Genomic DNA, 16,317 nt, shown 5'->3' with positions numbered 1-16,317 from the left:
TAATGGATTATTTAATATTAGGTTTTTTAACTGGATTAAGTTTAATTCTAGCAATAGGTGCTCAAAATATATTTGTCATAGAGCAAGGATTAAAAAAACAATATATATTTCTTGTTTGTCTAATTTGTTCAATATCTGATTTAATATTAATTTTTTTAGGAATTTTTTTATTTCAATATTTAGATAATTATTTTACCCCAACAGTTGAGTTAATTTTTAATATTTTACTCTTAATATTTTTATTACATTTTATCTGGGGAAAAATTAGAACTAAGGTTTCAGATGCTTCATTTAATATAGACAATAAAACTAATAATTTACCTAGTATTTTACTTAAAACTTTAGGTTTTACTTTTCTAAATCCTCACGTTTATTCAGACACTGTATTTTTCCTAGGAAATTTTTCCAAAAACCTTAGTCAAGTTGATAAGTATTACTTTGGTGCAGGAGCAGCTATTGCTTCATTACTATTTTTTTATATACTAGGATATCTTTCAAAGTATTTTTCTAAATATCTTAAGAGTGCAAAAGTATGGAAAAGAATCAATTATTTGATAATTCTTTTCATGTCTATGTTGGCTTTAACAGTACTAATGGAAATTATTTAAGTTTAGTTAGAATAACCGTACTTTTTGAGTCTAACGTCACCTGTTCTTGCGTGAGCTTCCATTCCTTCGTATCTAGAAATTCTTGCTGCTGCAGCACCAACCAACTCAGTAGACTCTTTTGTCATTCTTTGAAAACTTAAAGTTTTAACAAACTTACCGACAAATAATCCACCAGTGTATCTTCCTGCACCTTTAGTTGGAAGTATATGGTTAGTTCCTGAACATTTATCACCATAAGCAACAGTTGTTTCTTCACCAATAAATAAAGAACCATAGTTTGTAAGTCTTTTATGAAACCACTCTAAATTTTCTGTCTGAACTTCTAAGTGCTCAGGAGCATACTCATCACTAATAGTTGCCATTTCTTCATCAGTGTCACAAAGAATAACTTCGCCATAATCTCTCCAAGCAGCATCTGCGTTTGTTCTTGGAACTTCTGGCAACTCAGCAATTAATTCTGGAACTCTTTTCATTACTTTTTCAGCAAGTTCTTTATTTGTGGTATATAACCAACAAGGTGAGTTATAACCATGTTCAGCTTGACCAACTAAATCTACAGCTACTATCTCAGGATCAGCTTTAGCGTCAGCAATAATTCCAATCTCAGTAGGGCCTGCAAACAGGTCAATACCCACTTTTCCAAATAAAATTCTTTTAGCCTCTGCTACAAACTGGTTTCCTGGACCAACAATAATATCAGCTGCAGGGTTATTGAATAAACCATTAGTCATTGCTGCAATTGCTGGAACACCACCTAAATTTAAAATTACATCAGCACCACATAGGTCAGCTGTATAAATAATTGTTGGATGAGCACCCACACCTTCTTTTGGAGGGCTACAGGCAATAACATTCTTTACACCTGCAACTTTAGCTGTAGTTACACTCATAACAGCTGATGCAATATGTGCATAACGACCTCCTGGTACATAACATCCAGCTGTGTTAACTGGTATCAACTTTTGACCAGCAAACAATCCATCTGAGAGTTCAACCTCAAAGTCTTGACCATAGTTTTTTAATTGTGCTTCGGCAAATTTTCTAACTCTTTCGTATGAAAATTGAACATCATCTTTTGTTTTTTGATCTAATGTTTTTTTAATTTCTTCAATTCTTTCTTTAGAAACAATAATATCACCATCGTACTTGTCAAATTTTTTTGTAAGATCGATACAGCCTTGTTCTTTAGTAGTTTCAATATTTTTTAATAAATCTTGAACAATTACAGTTGTTTTAGTGTCGTCTGTTGATGATGTCTTAGGTGATTTTTTTAAATATGTTATAGCCATTGTTTCCTTATCTAATTTTTGAAGCTTTATTTAAAACATTAATGTGGTTATTTCAATGAAGAATTAGTCTAAAGCAACAACAGCAGCTGCAATAGAGGCCAATCTAGCTTGTGCTTCATCAGATCTACTAGTAATTACTATTGGAACTTTACCACCCACTACAACACCAGCCGCACAAGCTCCCATAAAGTAAATCATCATTTTAACTAAACTATTGCCAGTCTCAACACTTGGAACTAGTAATATGTCTGCATCACCAGCTACAATATTTTTAACACCCTTTATTGCAGCAGATTTTTTTGAAATACTATTATCAAATGCTAAGGGACCAAAAACATCAGCATTTAAATCATCTTTTTTTGCAAGCTTTGTAATCTCATCTGCTTCAATAGAGCTTGGCACACTATCTAAAATTTCTTCTGTCGCTGATAGGACTGCAACTTTTGGTCTTTCAATTCCTATACGATTTGAAAAATTAATTACATTTCTTAAGATATGCATTTTTGTTTTTATATTAGGTAAAACATTTAAAGCACCATCAGTAATTATAAGAGGCTTGTCATCTTTAGTATTTGTCATATGCCATATGTGGCTAAGTCTAGTTTTTCCAAGTAAATCATATTCTCTTTTTAAAACTTCTTTCATTAAAACATCAGTATGGATATGACCTTTTACAATAATCTTTACTTTATCTTGTTTAGCAAGTTTGGCGGCTATTGCTGCTGTATTGTTTTCTATAGGTTCATGAATTATCTCATACGAAGAGATGTCCCATTTCAAATCCTCAGCACATTTAAGAATTTCTTTTTTATCCCCTATAAAAATAGGTTTAATTAAGTTTTCTTTAACAGCATCTTGAACTGAAAGCATAGGTAAAGGAAGGCCTGCATTTACAATTGCAGCATTAACACCTTTTTTTTTATGAGCTTGATCTAACAAGTTATTAGGACAAACAATTTCTTTATTTGAAAGCATGAGGTATATTTAGTCTGAATTTTTAAAAAGTATATACTGTAAATTAATAATGATTAAGCCCTTTAAACTAAATATTCCTGATAAAACACTTCAAGAAATTTATATTAAGGTAAAGAATTACCCATGGCATGAAATGCCAGACGATGGTGGCTGGAATTATGGAAGTAACCTTGATTATATGAAAGAGATCACCAGTTATTGGATCAAATATTTTGATTGGAGAAAACATGAGGCAGAAATAAATAAATTTTCAAATTTTACAACTACTGTAGAGGGCATGGAAATGCATTTTATTCATGAAAAGGGTAGTGGCTCTAACCCAACTCCATTACTCCTTATGCATGGATGGCCTGGATCAGTTTTAGAGTTTTTACATATAATTGAAAAACTTGCACATCCAGAAAAATTTGGTGGAAACATTGAGGATGCATTTGATGTCATTGTGCCTTCTTTACCTGGCTTTGGATTTTCAGGTAGACCATCTAAGCCAATTGGTCCAAGAAAAATAGCTGAGATATTAAATGAACTAATGACAAAAAACCTTGAGTATAAAAATTACATGGCACAAGGCGGAGATTGGGGAGCAACTATTGCTAATTGGATTGGTTATGATCATTCAAAATCATGTAAGGCAATACATATTAATTGTTTAACAATGCGTCATCCAGATGGAACACAATCAAAAGAAGAACAAGAATGGCAAGATCGATTTGATAAAGATCAAATTATGCAAGATGGCTATAGAACTCAACAAGCAACAAAACCACAAACATTAAGTTATGGAATGATGGATAGTCCTGTTGGTATTGCAGCATGGATTATTGAAAAGATGTATTCTTGGTCTGATTTAAAAGATGGTGATATTGAAAGTGCTTATTCAAAGGACACTTTGTTAGCAAATATTATGGTTTATATAGTTACAAAAACTTTTAATACAGCTTCTTGGATTTATTATGGAAGAAGAGAAGAGGGAGGACGTTTTTTTCCTAATGACTTTAAAAAAATAGAAATACCAACAGCTGCAGCAATTTTTCCAGCTGAAATGTCTGAGTGGCCTCCAAAATCTTATGTAGATAGAATTTTTAACATTACTCAATGGACAGTAATGCCAAGGGGAGGTCACTTTGCTGCTCTTGAGGAACCAGACCTTCTAATAAATGATCTTATTAAATTCTCAAGAACAGTTCGTTAGCTAAATATTTTGTAAATATTCTAAGTCTTTTAGAACAGCTTTAGAAATAGTAATTTCTTTTTTAAGGTTATTTCTAAATCTATTGAACTTACTTTGTCCTGGATAAAGAATTTCTTTAACACCTTTTATTTTGGGAAGTTTTTTAATTGTTTTGATATTGTCTTTTATTCTTTTATTAAAAGAATTACCTACGAACAAATTAGGTTTTAAAACAAAAAATAGATGACCAATATTTTGTGGACCACTAAAATCAGTGAATGGATCTTTAACTCTACCCGCATGATTACCACCTGTTAACACTCCACTTAAAATATCAACCATCCAAGCTAATCCTGAACCTCTAAAACCAGCTATTGGTAATTGAACACCTTCCAATGCTTTTTTTGGATCAGTAGTCGGTTTACCAAATTTATCTAAAGCAACACCTTCGGGAATTTTTGTTCCTTCTCTTGCGGCAACTCTAATTTTTCCTCTATTAATCATTGATATTGAAGTATCTAAAATAAAAGGAACTTTAGATCCTGTTGGAGTTCCAAAACAAATAGGGTTTGTACCAAATAAACTTTTTAAAGCTCCATGAGGAGCAACTGCTGGAGGTGCATTAGTAAATACCATAACCATTAAACCTTTTTTAACTGCTTGCTCTGCATAATAACCAGACAAACCATAATGACCACTATTTTTAACTGCAACTAAGCCAATACCAGTTTTCTTAGCATTACCTATTGCTGTCTTAATAGCAGTATCTGCTGCAACAAAACCAATACTATTATTAGCATCAACGTGAGCAATTGATTGAGAAATTTTTTTAACCTTTATTTTAGCCTTAGGATTAATTATTTTTTTAGAAATACGGTCACAGTACATTTTTAATCTAGATAAACCATGAGAAGGCGCACCAACTAATTCAGCATTAATTAATGCTTCAGCACAAATACTTGCATGATTTTTGGTTAATTTATGGGAAATAAATATTTTTTTAATTAAGTTTTTTAAAGAATTTATTTTCATCTCAATTTTTTGGAAGACAAATTAACCATTCCATTTTTTTTGGTCTATCTTCATTTACTACCAGCCATTTTTCATTATCATGTATTTCATTTAAAATTTTATATTTTGATAAATCCCTCATTCCGGTTGTTACAGTTTTTATTTTAAAGTATTTTTTCAATTTTTTCTTTAAAGGAGTAGGATTTTGATAAAAATCGTGAATTTCAATAACCAATATAGATTTATTAAGTAATTTTAAATTTTTGGCATTTAGCAGTTTAAATTCATCACCCTCTATATCAATTAAAAAAAGACAATCTTTTAATTTATGGGTCAAACTGAAATCATTTAAAAAGTTTATCTTTGCTTCTTTAAAAAGCTCAATATTATTTTTTAATCTATTTATTTTGGCATTTGTAAGTAATAAATCAGATGCTTGAGTATCCTTTTCAAATAAAATTGCTTTATTAAAGTATTTCTTTTTTAGTAACCCCAATGCATGAAATCCATCGCCAGCTCCAATATTAACAAAATATTTTTTTCTTATAGTTCGGTTTTTTTGTATTTTTGAAATTTCATCTTGTACTTCGTATTCGTATAATCCTAGGTATTTTGAAGCTCCATCAAGTCTACTCCATCCTTTATTTAAATTTAATTTTGTACCCTTATAAAATCCACCAATAATAATTTTTTTTGTTAATTTTTCTACTCTTTTAGAATGATAAGAGATTAATCTTATTAATTGATTGTCTAGCCTAAATTTTATACCGATCTTACCTAACAATACATTTAAAAAACCTACAAAGCCAAATCGTTCATATGCATATGTAAATTTTGATAAATTCATTTATTTATAATTATTGATTAATTCTTCTATAATTTTTTTTGTATTATATTTTTGGTTCCACTTTGGATAATCTTTTTTAAATTTACTTATGTTAGATATATACCAGATATGGTCTCCTATTCTATTTTGTTTAATAATTTTTTTTTTAATCTTAATTTTAGAATAATTTTCAACTATATCTATTGCTTCTAATATTGAACAGTTAGAAAATCTTCCACCACCAATATTATACACTTCACCAAATTTAGGTTTTTTAAAAAACTCCCAAAAACAATTAACTAAATCCTTACTGTGCAAATTATCTCTAACCTGTTTTCCTTTATATCCAATTAACGAATATTTTTTTTTGGTTAGAGAAATTTTAACCAAGTATGATAAAAAGCCATGAAGTCTTGCCCCATTATGATTTGGCCCTGTAATACAGCCACCTCTGAAGGATACTGTTTTCAAGCCAACATTTTTACCATATTCTTGGACAATTAAATCAGCATAAGTTTTAGAAACACCAAAAAAACTATGCGTGCAATTATCAATTGAAAATGTTTCATTAATACCTTTAAAGTTTTTATCTTTATTGGATAGTTCCCATCTTTTATCTTTTTCTATTAAATTAAGTTTGTTTGGATTATCACCATAGACCTTATTAGTTGACATAAAAATAAAAGGAGAGTCAAAACAAAATTTTTTAGTTAATTCTAATAAATTTAAAGTACCAGTAGCATTAACATTAAAATCTAAAATAGGAAAATTTTTTCCATAATCATGTGAAGGTTGAGCGGCACAATGTATTATTAAAGAAATATTTTTTTTATATTTTTTAAAAATTTTTTCTAAATTTTTATAATTTCTTATATCTATATTAAAATGACTAAATTTTTTATTGTTTTTGATGAGAGCATTCTTAATATTTTCAGTTGAGCCATCTTTACCAAAAAAAAAACTTCTTAAATTATTGTCGATGCCTATAACATCGAATCCTTTTTTACAAAAAAAATTTACTGATTCTGAACCAACCAAACCACTTGAACCTGTTATTAGCACAATAGACATAAAAATTTTATTAATATTTTTTAATTATTATTAATGTATTTTGATATATAAAAATATAAATACAACTAATTATTAATTTATAGACATGAAAATTATTGACACAACAACTTATTTTGAAGAAAAAATGATGATGGAAATAAGATTTAATATATTAAATGACTATGTTGATTATTTTATAGTATCAGAATCAACATTTACCCATACAGGAAGAAAAAAAAAAATTAATTTTAATCCTAGTGATTATCCTAAATTTAAGAATAAAATTATTCATTTAGTTTTAGATAAAGAACCAGAAAATATAATAAAAATAGATAATAATGATTATTTAAATATAAGAAATAATAGTATCAATAGAATTTTACACCAAAGAAATTTTATACAAGATTCATTAAAAAATTTTAATCAAGATGATTATATAATTCATAGTGATAATGATGAAATTCCTAATCTTAAAGATATTGATTTTAATAAAAATAAAAATGATATTATCATTTTTAAACAAAAATTATTTTATTTTAAATTTAATTTATCTCTGCCAAATGTTTCATGGTTTGGTTCAAAAGCATGTAAAATTAAAAATTTAAAAACAATAAGTTGGTTAAGAAATATCAAAAATAAAAAATATAATTATTTTAGAATAGACACTTTATTTTCAAAAAATAAATATAAAAACGTTAAATTGGTTGATAATGGTGGTTGGCATTTTTCCAATCTCAAAACAGCAGATGAATTAGAGAGAAAATACTTAAATGATGAAAATTATGCAGATTATATAAGTCAAAATTATTCAATTGATAAAATTAAAGATGACTTGAATAATAAAACAATTGGCTACAATCATTCTGCTAAATCTGGATCTGAAAAAAGATTTTCAAAGACGAAACTTTCCAATATAAATGAGGATGATTTACCCAATTATTTAAGAAATAACAAAGAGAAATATAGAGAATGGTTTGACTAGTTTGTTAAAAGTATTTTTTAAGATTTGGTTTATTTTTAATTAACCAGTTATATGTATCTGTCACGACCTCAATAATATTTTTTTTTGGTGACCAATTATATACTCTTGAAACTTTTTTATTATTAGTAATAAAATAGGGAATATCATATATCGATGTTTTTGAAACTCTTGAAATCTTTAATTTATTTTTGGTAATTATTTGGCAAAGATTAGTTAAATTTTTTAATGATGTATAACTTTTCTTTGACCCACCTACAGTAAAGATTGTATTGTTCTTATTATTAATTTTTTTAATTTGTAAATAAATTAAATCACATAAATCTTGTATGTGAAGAACATCTCTTACTTGGTTTCCATAACCACCATAACCTATATAATTTAATTTTTTTTTAATTATGTGTCTCCAGATCCATAAACTTATAAATCCTTGATCTTGTTTACCAAATTGTAAGGGACCAGAAATTACACCACACCTATTTATGATATATTTAATCCCAAATGCATAAGAAAATTCCTCTATAAACATTTCTGAAGCTAATTTTGTAACACCATAGATAGTTTTTGCACCATTTGTATTTGAGTTTTCATTAAACATTTTTTTAATAAGAATATCTTTTTTTATTACTTTTTGTTTAATGAGATTATTAAGGTCTTGAATTGGATACACTCTGCTAGATGATAGAAAAATTACTTTAGATGCATCTTTCTTAGCTTTTTTTAATACATTAATTGTTCCAATTAAATTTGTTTCTATAACACTATCAATTTTTTTTTTGGATACTTCAACTGCTGCTTCAGCACAACAATCTATAATTAAATCAAATTTTTTAAGTTTTAAAATCTTATTTGAATCTAAAATATTGTACCTATAATTAATTATTTTTACATCATTAAGTAATTTAAGATTATATTTTGATCCTTTTCTTGAAAGATTATCTAATGAGGAAATTTTATATCCCTTTTTGTTAAGATATAGAGCAATGTTGGTACCCACAAAACCACATCCACCTGTAATTAGTACATTCATAATTCTCATTTTTCTAAAACACGTTTAAATTCTAATTTAATAAAATTAATAAAAATAGAAAAATGTATATAACAAAAATTAAAATTAAATTTTAAAGAGTCAAAAATTACTCTTTTAATTAAGAATTTTAGTTGTTTGATTGTTAATTTTATTAATCTATAAAAAGATGGCGATTTAATCTTGTATCCAAATGAATGATATCTCCAAACTCTATTAGATAATGAATTGAGATCATCATTTTGCAAGTGATAACATTTTGCTTCAAAGCTATAAAATGAATTGTACTTATTTAGTTTACTTAATTTATTGCAATAATCAACATCTTCACCATTTGATCTAAGTTCTTGATTGTAACCACCAATCTCTTTCCATAAATTTTTTTTTTGTATTGTGTTACATCCAAATAAAAACGAAGGATTTAATAAATTACGATTACCCCAATTTTGCTTGTAGTGAATGGATCTCCATTTATTAAATCTATTTTGAATATATTTTTCTATCAAATTTCCACCACACATAACTATATTGTTCTTCAAATGACAAATAATACTTTCAAGCCAATATTTATCTAAGACAACATCAGAGTCTATTGCGGCTACTATTTCATTTTTTGAATTTTCAAAGCCTAAATTTCTACATATGCTTAGGCCCTTATTTTTTTTATTATTAATTATTTTAATTTCAGAATAAGCATTTATTTTTTTTAGTGTATTATCGTTTGAGTTGTCATTAATCACAATTATTTCGTCAAATTTAATTGATTGACCTAATATAGATTCGATTGATTGTGTAATTGTACTTTCCGCATTATAAGCTGGAATATAAATTGTCACTTTTTCATTTAACATGATTTGTTTTTAAATCAATTTTGTTTAATTGTCTAAAATTGATTTTATCTTTTTCTCAAGCTACTTAATTTTAAACCATTATTAGAAATAGATATAAAAGAGATATAATTTTTTGTATATTTTAACAAATTTTGATTAGCCTTTTCCATGCCATGGAATTGTTTTGTCAATTATTTTTCTTAAAGCAATATCAAACAAAAGACCAAGCATCCCCATTACAAAAATAGTGATCCAAATAACTTCGTATTGGAAGTATTTCTTAGCGACATTTTCAACAAATCCTATACCTGTAGTACCTGCTAAAAATTCTGCTGCAACCAGAGTTCCCCAACACATTCCAACAGCAACTCTAACACCTGTTAAGATTTCAGGTAATGAGTTTGGAAAAATTACATATCTTAATATTTGCCATTTCGAAGCACCAAGCGAGTGTGAAGCATGAATTTTTGATAATTGAGTACCAGATGCTCCTGCTCTAGCAGAGATGATCATAATTGAAAATGAGACCATAAATAGTAAGAATACTTTTCCAACATTATCAATTCCAAATACAGTAATTACTAATGGAGCCCAAGCTAATGGTGGTACAGGTCTATATAATTCAATTAATGGGTCAAAAAATCCTTTAGCAAATCTATTTAACCCCATCAATAAACCAAGCGGTACACCAAATATTATTCCAAGCACTAGGCCTAAGAATACTCTTAAAAAGAATCCCATATGTGACCCATAGGTACTGGTATTTTGAATAACTTGAATTCACCAGTAACAACATTAAAAACTTTACTTTTAAAATTTGATTTTACAGTTCCGTCATCACTATGAACTGGATATTTACCAGGGACAATATCTGCTATCCAATCTGGTAAAATAAAACCAACAACTTTACTAACATCCATCATTTCATACCAAATCAGAGGAATATTTTTAAATCCAACACTTGGTTTTAATAAAAGTGTAAATTTTTTCAAAGTATCTGATGGTTTAGGCAGCCATCTACCAGAACCTTGCTCTGAACAATTAGGACCACTTGAAATTATTGTTCCAGTAGGAAATAAAAATATATCAATTAATCTTAAACTTCCTTGTTCTTTTTTTTGAATAACATCAAATTCTAAAATTACTTGTTGCATAGCATCAAGAGTTTTTGGAGGAAATATGCTTGCGTACTCAATTCTTCTTGCAATTTTAAGTACATCTTTTGCTAATATTGATGCCACCCCTTGAGTGTCATCTAGCTCTGATCTATATTTTTTTATTTCATCTTTGATTTCTTTTATCAAAGATTTGTATTGTGAATTATGATTTCTTAATTTGAAAAAATCATCACTAATTAAAGTTAACTCTTTTGCTGCAGCATCAAACTTTAATCCTTTTTTTGTTTCAGGAATAGTTGGAATTTCTATTGTATTTTCTACAGCTGTTCCTGAAGATCCCCATCCACCTTGTATTTTTAAAGCTTCAATTCTCGCATTTTCTTCTTCAATACTTTTTATTGGTGGATAACTTATCTTTTGAAAATCTTCTGTTAACCAAGCTATTCTATTAGTTAGTTCACTGATCTTAATTTTTGTTTCATTTTCAAGAAGGTCCTCATTAGTTAACAATGGAATCGTTCTTTTAGTTTTTTGAATAAAGCCTAAAAGCCTATCTTTATCTTGATTTCTTATTACTGATGAATTTCTAATTTCATTAGTTAATTTTTCAATATTTCTATTCTCAGCCTTAATAATTGAAGTACTTTTAAATTCCCTTTCATTTATTGGAAACAAATACTTTAATGAAAGCATCGAGTCATTAACTTTTGCAACTTGGCATAGTTCATTAGCAGACTGAGGATAAAAAGACTTTGCTAAATCCCATGAATAATAAAGCCATGCTATTAATAAAAAACTACTTCCAACAATAATCCAGTGAGTTCCACCTTTAGCTCTTTCAGGGTTCCCGAAAACAGCATCTATTTTTTCAGTTTTAGCTAATTTTAATCCATAAAGAATAGAACCTATAACGGCGAAGATAATTAAAAATGTTATAATTCCTGTTAGCATATTAAATATCTTTGCCCATGATCTCTTCTTCCATGTTCCAAATCATGGTTAGAATCTCTTCTCTTTTACTTCCAAAATCTTGAGTTTTTTTAATTTCTCTTAAATCACCATCTATCCCCATTGTGGCAAAGGGCAGCTTATATTCTTTATGTATACGACCTGGTCTTGGTGCCATTACATATAACCTTTCACCAAGTAACAATGCTTCTTCAACCGAGTGGGTAATTAAAATAATTGTTTTTCCAGTTTCTTTCCAAATTTTTAAAACTAACGACTGCATTTTTTCTCTTGTTAGTGCATCTAGTGCTCCCAAAGGCTCATCCATCAAAATTAAATCTGGGTCATTAATTAAACATCGTGCAAGAGCAACTCTTTGCTGCATACCCCCAGATAATTGATAAGTTGGTGTATCTCCAAACCCTTGCAAGCCAACTATATTCAACCATTCGTTAACTTTTTTTGCTGTTCTAATTGGATCTTCTTTTTTCATTCTCAAACCAAAGTCCACATTTTCAGCAACTGTTAACCATTCAAATAAAGCACCTTGTTGAAAAACCATTCCTCTTTCAACACCAGGGCCGTTAATTTCATTTCCGTTAAGAGTAATTATTCCTGAAGTTGGTCTAAGAAAGCCAGCTGTAATATTTAGTAAAGTAGTTTTTCCACATCCAGAAGGTCCAAGAACAGTTAAAAGTTCTCCTTTTTTAAGTGTGAAATTTACATCTTTTAATGCATGAACAGTTTCTCCCTTCGGAGTTTTAAAGATCATGTTGAGATTTTGAGAAATTAAATCACTCATAAAAATAAATTTATATTAAATTTTATTTAAAAAAATAGGCACCAATTTAATAAATTGGCGCCTATCTAATTTTATCTTACTCTCTAAATTAAAGAGGTAAAAAGCTAGTATCTACTGCTCCGTTAGGAGTACCCATTCCTTTTAAGAAACCATCAAGAGTTCCACCTGACTCCATAGATTTTTTAGTATCTGCAGCATTCAAGAATACAAATCCACCTAAAGTTTCTTTCATATCTCCAAGTTTCATCTCAGCATCTTTTGCGATTACATTCATATCACTTTTGCCAGCTGCGTATCTAGCATTAGCCTCATGAGTTACTTCTATGAAAGTTCTCAACATTCCTGGGTTTTCTTTCATAAATTTATCAGTAACAGATGTAATATCGATACCTTTGATACCTGCATCACGAGCTGCTTGAACTGTTAACAATCTTGTACCAACAGTTAAAGCTGCTTTAATAGAGTTACCACCAAACAAACAAGCCATTGAAACGTCACCAGAAACTAGTGCAGCAGCACCTTCTTCAGGGTCCATTTGAATAACAGTCATTTTGCTTTTATCAGCACCAACAACTTTCATACTTTCATCAAAAACGTACTCAGCCATAGTTCCAAGAGGAACTGCAACTTTTTTGCCTTCTAACTCAGAACCGTTCGCTGATGTAATACCAGAAGCTTTAGATGTAACACAAGTTGTACCACCCATTCCGTATTCCATAGCAACGTCAACAAGTTTCAAAGGTGCTTTAGATTTAACAGCATTAATAAATGGTACTAAACCTTGTGAGTAAGAGATATCTATATCTCCAGCTAACATAGCGTCAGTCATTGCACCACCATTTGAAAAGTTAGTCCATTTAACTGGAACACCTAGTGCTTTATCAAACATTTTTTTAACTTTGTCTTCTTGGTTTGGAGTAGGCCACTCTAAAAAGAATGCAACTCTAACTTCTTTAGCGGCTGCATTCGCAACTGACATAGATAAGCTAAGAGCAACTACTGTACCAAGAATAAAACCAATTATTTTTTTCATTATTATTCCCTCTGTTATTAATTTAATTAAATTATTGATATTTAAATTCAATTTAGGCGTGATGTAAAACAAAATATATTCCATATTTGCATTTCTAATGATTAAATTTTCAATCATTAGTTGTAATATATTCTTTGATCAGAACGAGGTAAAAATAATTCTATTAATATAGATTGCTATATCATAGATTATTCGGACTATGTTTAATCAATTATAAGGAGATTTGTTACATGTTTATTAAAAAAATTTACAAGACACTACTCACAGGGTTTGCAATTGCTTTGTTTGCTCAAGCAGCCTTTGCTGAGACAACTCTTAAGCTTGGGACTACTGGTAGATTGGGTATGCCAATCGGTGACGCTATAGATCAAGCATTGATGCCGGCTTTGGCAAAAGCCTCTGGTGGTAAGATGAAAATCGAACCATTTTATCAAAAAAGTTTATGTGCTGAACAGAAATGTGGTGAACAAGCCAATCAAGGACTTATATCCCTTTGGACTAGTTCTACGGCAAACTATGGTAATTTCGGATCAGAGTTAGCAATTTTTGATTTACCTTTCATTTTTAAATCACTAGAAGATGCGAAAAGAATATCAAATGAATGGCTTGCAAAAAGACAGTGTAAATTAGCACTTGAGAATTCAGGCCATATTTGCCTTTCTGTATATTCAAGCGGTGGATTCAGACAGCTTGGAAATGCAACTAAACCAGTCCACGTTCCTAATGATATGAAAGGTCTAAAGTGGCGTACTACTAAGAGTCCAATTGAGTTCATGCTAGTTAAAAATTGGGGTGCAACTCCAACACCTTATGATTGGAGTCAGTTATACTCAGGCCTACAGTCGGGTGTAGTTGAAGGTCAGTATGTTGCTAGTCCTTGGCAGCATGTAGCAAAACTTCATGAAGTTGCAAAATACTTTACTGAGATTGGCGGCATGTGGTCTGGAAATATTCTAGCAATGGACGCAAAGCAGTATAATGCTCTATCTTCTCAAGAGAAGAAATGGTTACACAAGGCTGCTGATGCGTATGGAGAAAAAGTAAACCAGTTAGATAACGCTTGGATTAAGAATGGAGAAGATGCAATTAAAGCATCTGTGAAAGAATGGTATGTTCCATCTGATGCGGAAATGTCTAAATGGAGAGCAGGTGCAATCGGTGCTTGGGTAAAAGCCAAGGGTACGTTTGAACCAGAGGTAGCTAAAAGAGTACTTCTAGAACAAGGAATGGATGGATTTGTAGCTCAGTTAGAGAAAGCTGGGGCACTTTAAATCGTTCAACAAAAAACTTTGTAAAGATCATTTAGCTCAATTTTTAGAACTAGATGATCTTTACCTAAAACAATTCATAACATTTAAGTAACTATGGAAAGTATCATTCTACTTGGAATACTCCTTTTTCTAATCTTATTAGGTGCTCCCATTGGCTTCATATTAATAATGATACCATTTGTTTATATTCTATTTACGGACGCTGTACCTCTTATTTTAATTCCTAGTCAAATGTTTAATGCTATTGATTCAGTTCCATTAACTGCAATTGCGTTCTTTATGTTGACAGGTGAGTTAATGACAAGTGCCACGATTACTGACCGATTAGTAGCCTTGAGCAAATCATTAATTGGACGTGTACGAGGGGGGTTGGCCCAAGTTAATGTTCTTGTGAGTATGTTTTTTGCAGGGATGAATGGTTCCGTGGTAGCAGATACAGCTACAGTGGGAGCATTAGTATTACCAGCTATGAAAAAAGCTGGCTATCCTCCTGCGTTTTCGGCTGCGGTTACAGGAGTAAGCTCCACCATAGGAGGCATAATTCCACCTAGTATCATGATGATTGTACTTGCTAACTCGACTGAGCTTTCGATTGCATCACTATTTGCAGCAGGGATTATTCCAGGCGTGTTGATAGGCGTTGTGATCATGATAATCAATCATTACTTCGCAATCAAATATAACTTCGAGCGCAGTGATGAACCATTTTCGATACGTCGAGCTAGTAAAGAATTATATCGATCCTCGTTCGCTCTTCTGATACCTGTGGTTTTAGTGGGTTCAGTAATGGGTGGTGTTGCATCGGTTGTAGAGGCTGGAGCCATCACAGCAATGGTTGCTTTATTTACAGGTGTATTCGTTTATCGAACTATTAAATGGAAAGATTGCACTGGTGCTTTTCGTCGGGCATTCCGTAATTCGGCAATGGTTTTTATTATCATAGCTGCGTCGGGACCTTTCAGTTGGTTACTTACTTCACTAGGTGCAATCGGTGAACTTGAAAACTGGCTTCTAAGCCTTACGGGATCCCCCATTATTTTTATTTTAGCCTTGATTCTATTCATTTTTCTTCTTGGAACGGTAATGGACTCCGCGGTAAACATTATCATAGTTGGCCCAGTACTAGTTAATGTTATGGCTCAAGCTGGCTTTCCTGAGATACAAGCGGCTATCGTTGTAATAGTTGGCTTCTTAATAGGATCAGTCACACCACCTGTTGGTGTTGCGTTCTTTACAGCTGCAACAATAGCGCAAGTGCGTCTAGAAAAGGTGGCTGTTGCGTTAATTCCTTATCTGATTGGATTGTTTTTACTTTTATTCTTTATCCTCGTTATTCCAGAGTTGACCATGTTTCTTCCAAACCTATTGAGTAGTTAGTG

The 16,317-nt window shown here is 30.4% G+C and carries 14 protein-coding genes and 1 pseudogene; 5 read left to right on the top strand and 10 right to left on the bottom strand.

The features are described 5' to 3' along the window. Positions 1-2: 2 nt before the first annotated feature. Positions 3-608: a LysE/ArgO family amino acid transporter gene (locus ABXT47_RS03975; RefSeq protein ID WP_415307847.1), complete on the top strand. Its 606-nt coding sequence runs from the start codon at positions 3-5 to the stop codon at positions 606-608. A gap of 2 nt (positions 609-610) precedes the next feature. Here ABXT47_RS03975 and hisD read toward each other — a convergent pair whose 3' ends face one another. Both hisD and ABXT47_RS03965 read right to left on the bottom strand, forming a co-directional pair. After that, a complete protein-coding gene (hisD, locus tag ABXT47_RS03970) occupies positions 611-1,897 on the bottom strand; it encodes a histidinol dehydrogenase (protein ID WP_415307846.1) in 1,287 nt (428 codons plus the stop codon). Positions 1,898-1,960: 63 nt separating this feature from the next. Beyond that, on the bottom strand, positions 1,961-2,872 hold the full coding sequence (locus tag ABXT47_RS03965; RefSeq protein WP_415307845.1) for a bifunctional enoyl-CoA hydratase/phosphate acetyltransferase: 912 nt from the start codon (positions 2,870-2,872) through the stop codon (positions 1,961-1,963). A 49-nt stretch (positions 2,873-2,921) separates the two neighbouring features. Between ABXT47_RS03965 and ABXT47_RS03960 the strand changes: the two genes are divergently transcribed. Further along, positions 2,922-4,064, top strand: a complete 1,143-nt coding sequence (locus ABXT47_RS03960; RefSeq protein ID WP_415307844.1) for an epoxide hydrolase family protein — start codon at positions 2,922-2,924, stop codon at positions 4,062-4,064. Here the strand turns inward: ABXT47_RS03960 and ABXT47_RS03955 are convergent, their stop codons facing one another. Genes ABXT47_RS03955 through ABXT47_RS03945 form a run of 3 tightly spaced genes read right to left on the bottom strand, consistent with a single transcriptional unit; the run spans position 4,065 to position 6,951 of the window. Further along, positions 4,065-5,075 (bottom strand): Ldh family oxidoreductase, encoded by a 1,011-nt coding sequence (locus ABXT47_RS03955; RefSeq protein WP_415307843.1) that lies wholly within the window; start codon positions 5,073-5,075, stop codon positions 4,065-4,067. A 1-nt stretch (position 5,076) separates the two neighbouring features. Beyond that, complete coding sequence (locus tag ABXT47_RS03950) at positions 5,077-5,901, bottom strand: hypothetical protein (protein ID WP_415307842.1); 825 nt, start codon at positions 5,899-5,901, stop codon at positions 5,077-5,079. After that, a complete protein-coding gene (locus ABXT47_RS03945; protein ID WP_415307841.1) occupies positions 5,902-6,951 on the bottom strand; it encodes an NAD-dependent epimerase/dehydratase family protein in 1,050 nt (349 codons plus the stop codon). A gap of 85 nt (positions 6,952-7,036) precedes the next feature. On the opposite strand from ABXT47_RS03945, the gene ABXT47_RS03940 reads away from it, so the two are divergent. Continuing rightward, complete coding sequence (locus tag ABXT47_RS03940; protein ID WP_415307840.1) at positions 7,037-7,912, top strand: hypothetical protein; 876 nt, start codon at positions 7,037-7,039, stop codon at positions 7,910-7,912. A 4-nt stretch (positions 7,913-7,916) separates the two neighbouring features. On the opposite strand, the gene ABXT47_RS03935 is transcribed toward ABXT47_RS03940, so the two are convergent. The 5 genes and pseudogenes from ABXT47_RS03935 to ABXT47_RS03915 all read right to left on the bottom strand — a co-directional run bounded on the left by ABXT47_RS03935 (position 7,917) and on the right by ABXT47_RS03915 (position 13,667). Beyond that, positions 7,917-8,939, bottom strand: coding sequence for an NAD-dependent epimerase/dehydratase family protein (locus ABXT47_RS03935; RefSeq protein ID WP_415307839.1), 1,023 nt, complete (start codon positions 8,937-8,939; stop codon positions 7,917-7,919). A 5-nt stretch (positions 8,940-8,944) separates the two neighbouring features. After that, positions 8,945-9,787 carry a glycosyltransferase gene (locus tag ABXT47_RS03930; protein ID WP_415307838.1) on the bottom strand — a complete coding sequence of 281 codons (843 nt, stop codon included), beginning with the start codon at positions 9,785-9,787 and terminating at the stop codon, positions 8,945-8,947. Between the two features lie 135 nt (positions 9,788-9,922). Beyond that, a pseudogene (locus ABXT47_RS03925) lies at positions 9,923-11,835 on the bottom strand (ABC transporter permease subunit). Between the two features lies 1 nt (position 11,836). Continuing rightward, complete coding sequence (locus ABXT47_RS03920) at positions 11,837-12,634, bottom strand: ATP-binding cassette domain-containing protein (protein WP_415307837.1); 798 nt, start codon at positions 12,632-12,634, stop codon at positions 11,837-11,839. A gap of 88 nt (positions 12,635-12,722) precedes the next feature. After that, complete coding sequence (locus ABXT47_RS03915; protein WP_415307836.1) at positions 12,723-13,667, bottom strand: ABC transporter substrate-binding protein; 945 nt, start codon at positions 13,665-13,667, stop codon at positions 12,723-12,725. A gap of 230 nt (positions 13,668-13,897) precedes the next feature. Between ABXT47_RS03915 and ABXT47_RS03910 the strand changes: the two genes are divergently transcribed. Both ABXT47_RS03910 and ABXT47_RS03905 read left to right on the top strand, forming a co-directional pair. Further along, on the top strand, positions 13,898-14,938 hold the full coding sequence (locus ABXT47_RS03910; protein ID WP_415307835.1) for a TRAP transporter substrate-binding protein: 1,041 nt from the start codon (positions 13,898-13,900) through the stop codon (positions 14,936-14,938). 93 nt (positions 14,939-15,031) lie between these two features. Then, a complete protein-coding gene (locus ABXT47_RS03905) occupies positions 15,032-16,315 on the top strand; it encodes a TRAP transporter large permease (RefSeq protein ID WP_415307834.1) in 1,284 nt (427 codons plus the stop codon). The last annotated feature ends 2 nt before the right edge of the window (positions 16,316-16,317 follow it).

It is taken from the genome of Candidatus Pelagibacter sp. Uisw_099_02 (assembly GCF_047727625.1).
Lineage (GTDB): Bacteria > Pseudomonadota > Alphaproteobacteria > Pelagibacterales > Pelagibacteraceae > Pelagibacter.
The sequence above is the reverse complement of the archived record's forward strand: the minus strand, read 5'-3'. Positions and strand labels throughout refer to the sequence as shown.

Bases quoted from the DNA above. Each gene is read 5' to 3' on its own strand.
- ABXT47_RS03975 (WP_415307847.1), top strand. From the start codon at position 3: ATGGATTATTTAATATTAGGTTTTTTAACTGGATTAAGTTTAATTCTA.
- hisD (WP_415307846.1), bottom strand. From the start codon at position 1,897: ATGGCTATAACATATTTAAAAAAATCACCTAAGACATCATCAACAGAC.
- ABXT47_RS03965 (WP_415307845.1), bottom strand. From the start codon at position 2,872: ATGCTTTCAAATAAAGAAATTGTTTGTCCTAATAACTTGTTAGATCAA.
- ABXT47_RS03960 (WP_415307844.1), top strand. From the start codon at position 2,922: ATGATTAAGCCCTTTAAACTAAATATTCCTGATAAAACACTTCAAGAA.
- ABXT47_RS03955 (WP_415307843.1), bottom strand. From the start codon at position 5,075: ATGAAAATAAATTCTTTAAAAAACTTAATTAAAAAAATATTTATTTCC.
- ABXT47_RS03950 (WP_415307842.1), bottom strand. From the start codon at position 5,901: ATGAATTTATCAAAATTTACATATGCATATGAACGATTTGGCTTTGTA.
- ABXT47_RS03945 (WP_415307841.1), bottom strand. From the start codon at position 6,951: ATGTCTATTGTGCTAATAACAGGTTCAAGTGGTTTGGTTGGTTCAGAA.
- ABXT47_RS03940 (WP_415307840.1), top strand. From the start codon at position 7,037: ATGAAAATTATTGACACAACAACTTATTTTGAAGAAAAAATGATGATG.
- ABXT47_RS03935 (WP_415307839.1), bottom strand. From the start codon at position 8,939: ATGAATGTACTAATTACAGGTGGATGTGGTTTTGTGGGTACCAACATT.
- ABXT47_RS03930 (WP_415307838.1), bottom strand. From the start codon at position 9,787: ATGTTAAATGAAAAAGTGACAATTTATATTCCAGCTTATAATGCGGAA.
- ABXT47_RS03920 (WP_415307837.1), bottom strand. From the start codon at position 12,634: ATGAGTGATTTAATTTCTCAAAATCTCAACATGATCTTTAAAACTCCG.
- ABXT47_RS03915 (WP_415307836.1), bottom strand. From the start codon at position 13,667: ATGAAAAAAATAATTGGTTTTATTCTTGGTACAGTAGTTGCTCTTAGC.
- ABXT47_RS03910 (WP_415307835.1), top strand. From the start codon at position 13,898: ATGTTTATTAAAAAAATTTACAAGACACTACTCACAGGGTTTGCAATT.
- ABXT47_RS03905 (WP_415307834.1), top strand. From the start codon at position 15,032: ATGGAAAGTATCATTCTACTTGGAATACTCCTTTTTCTAATCTTATTA.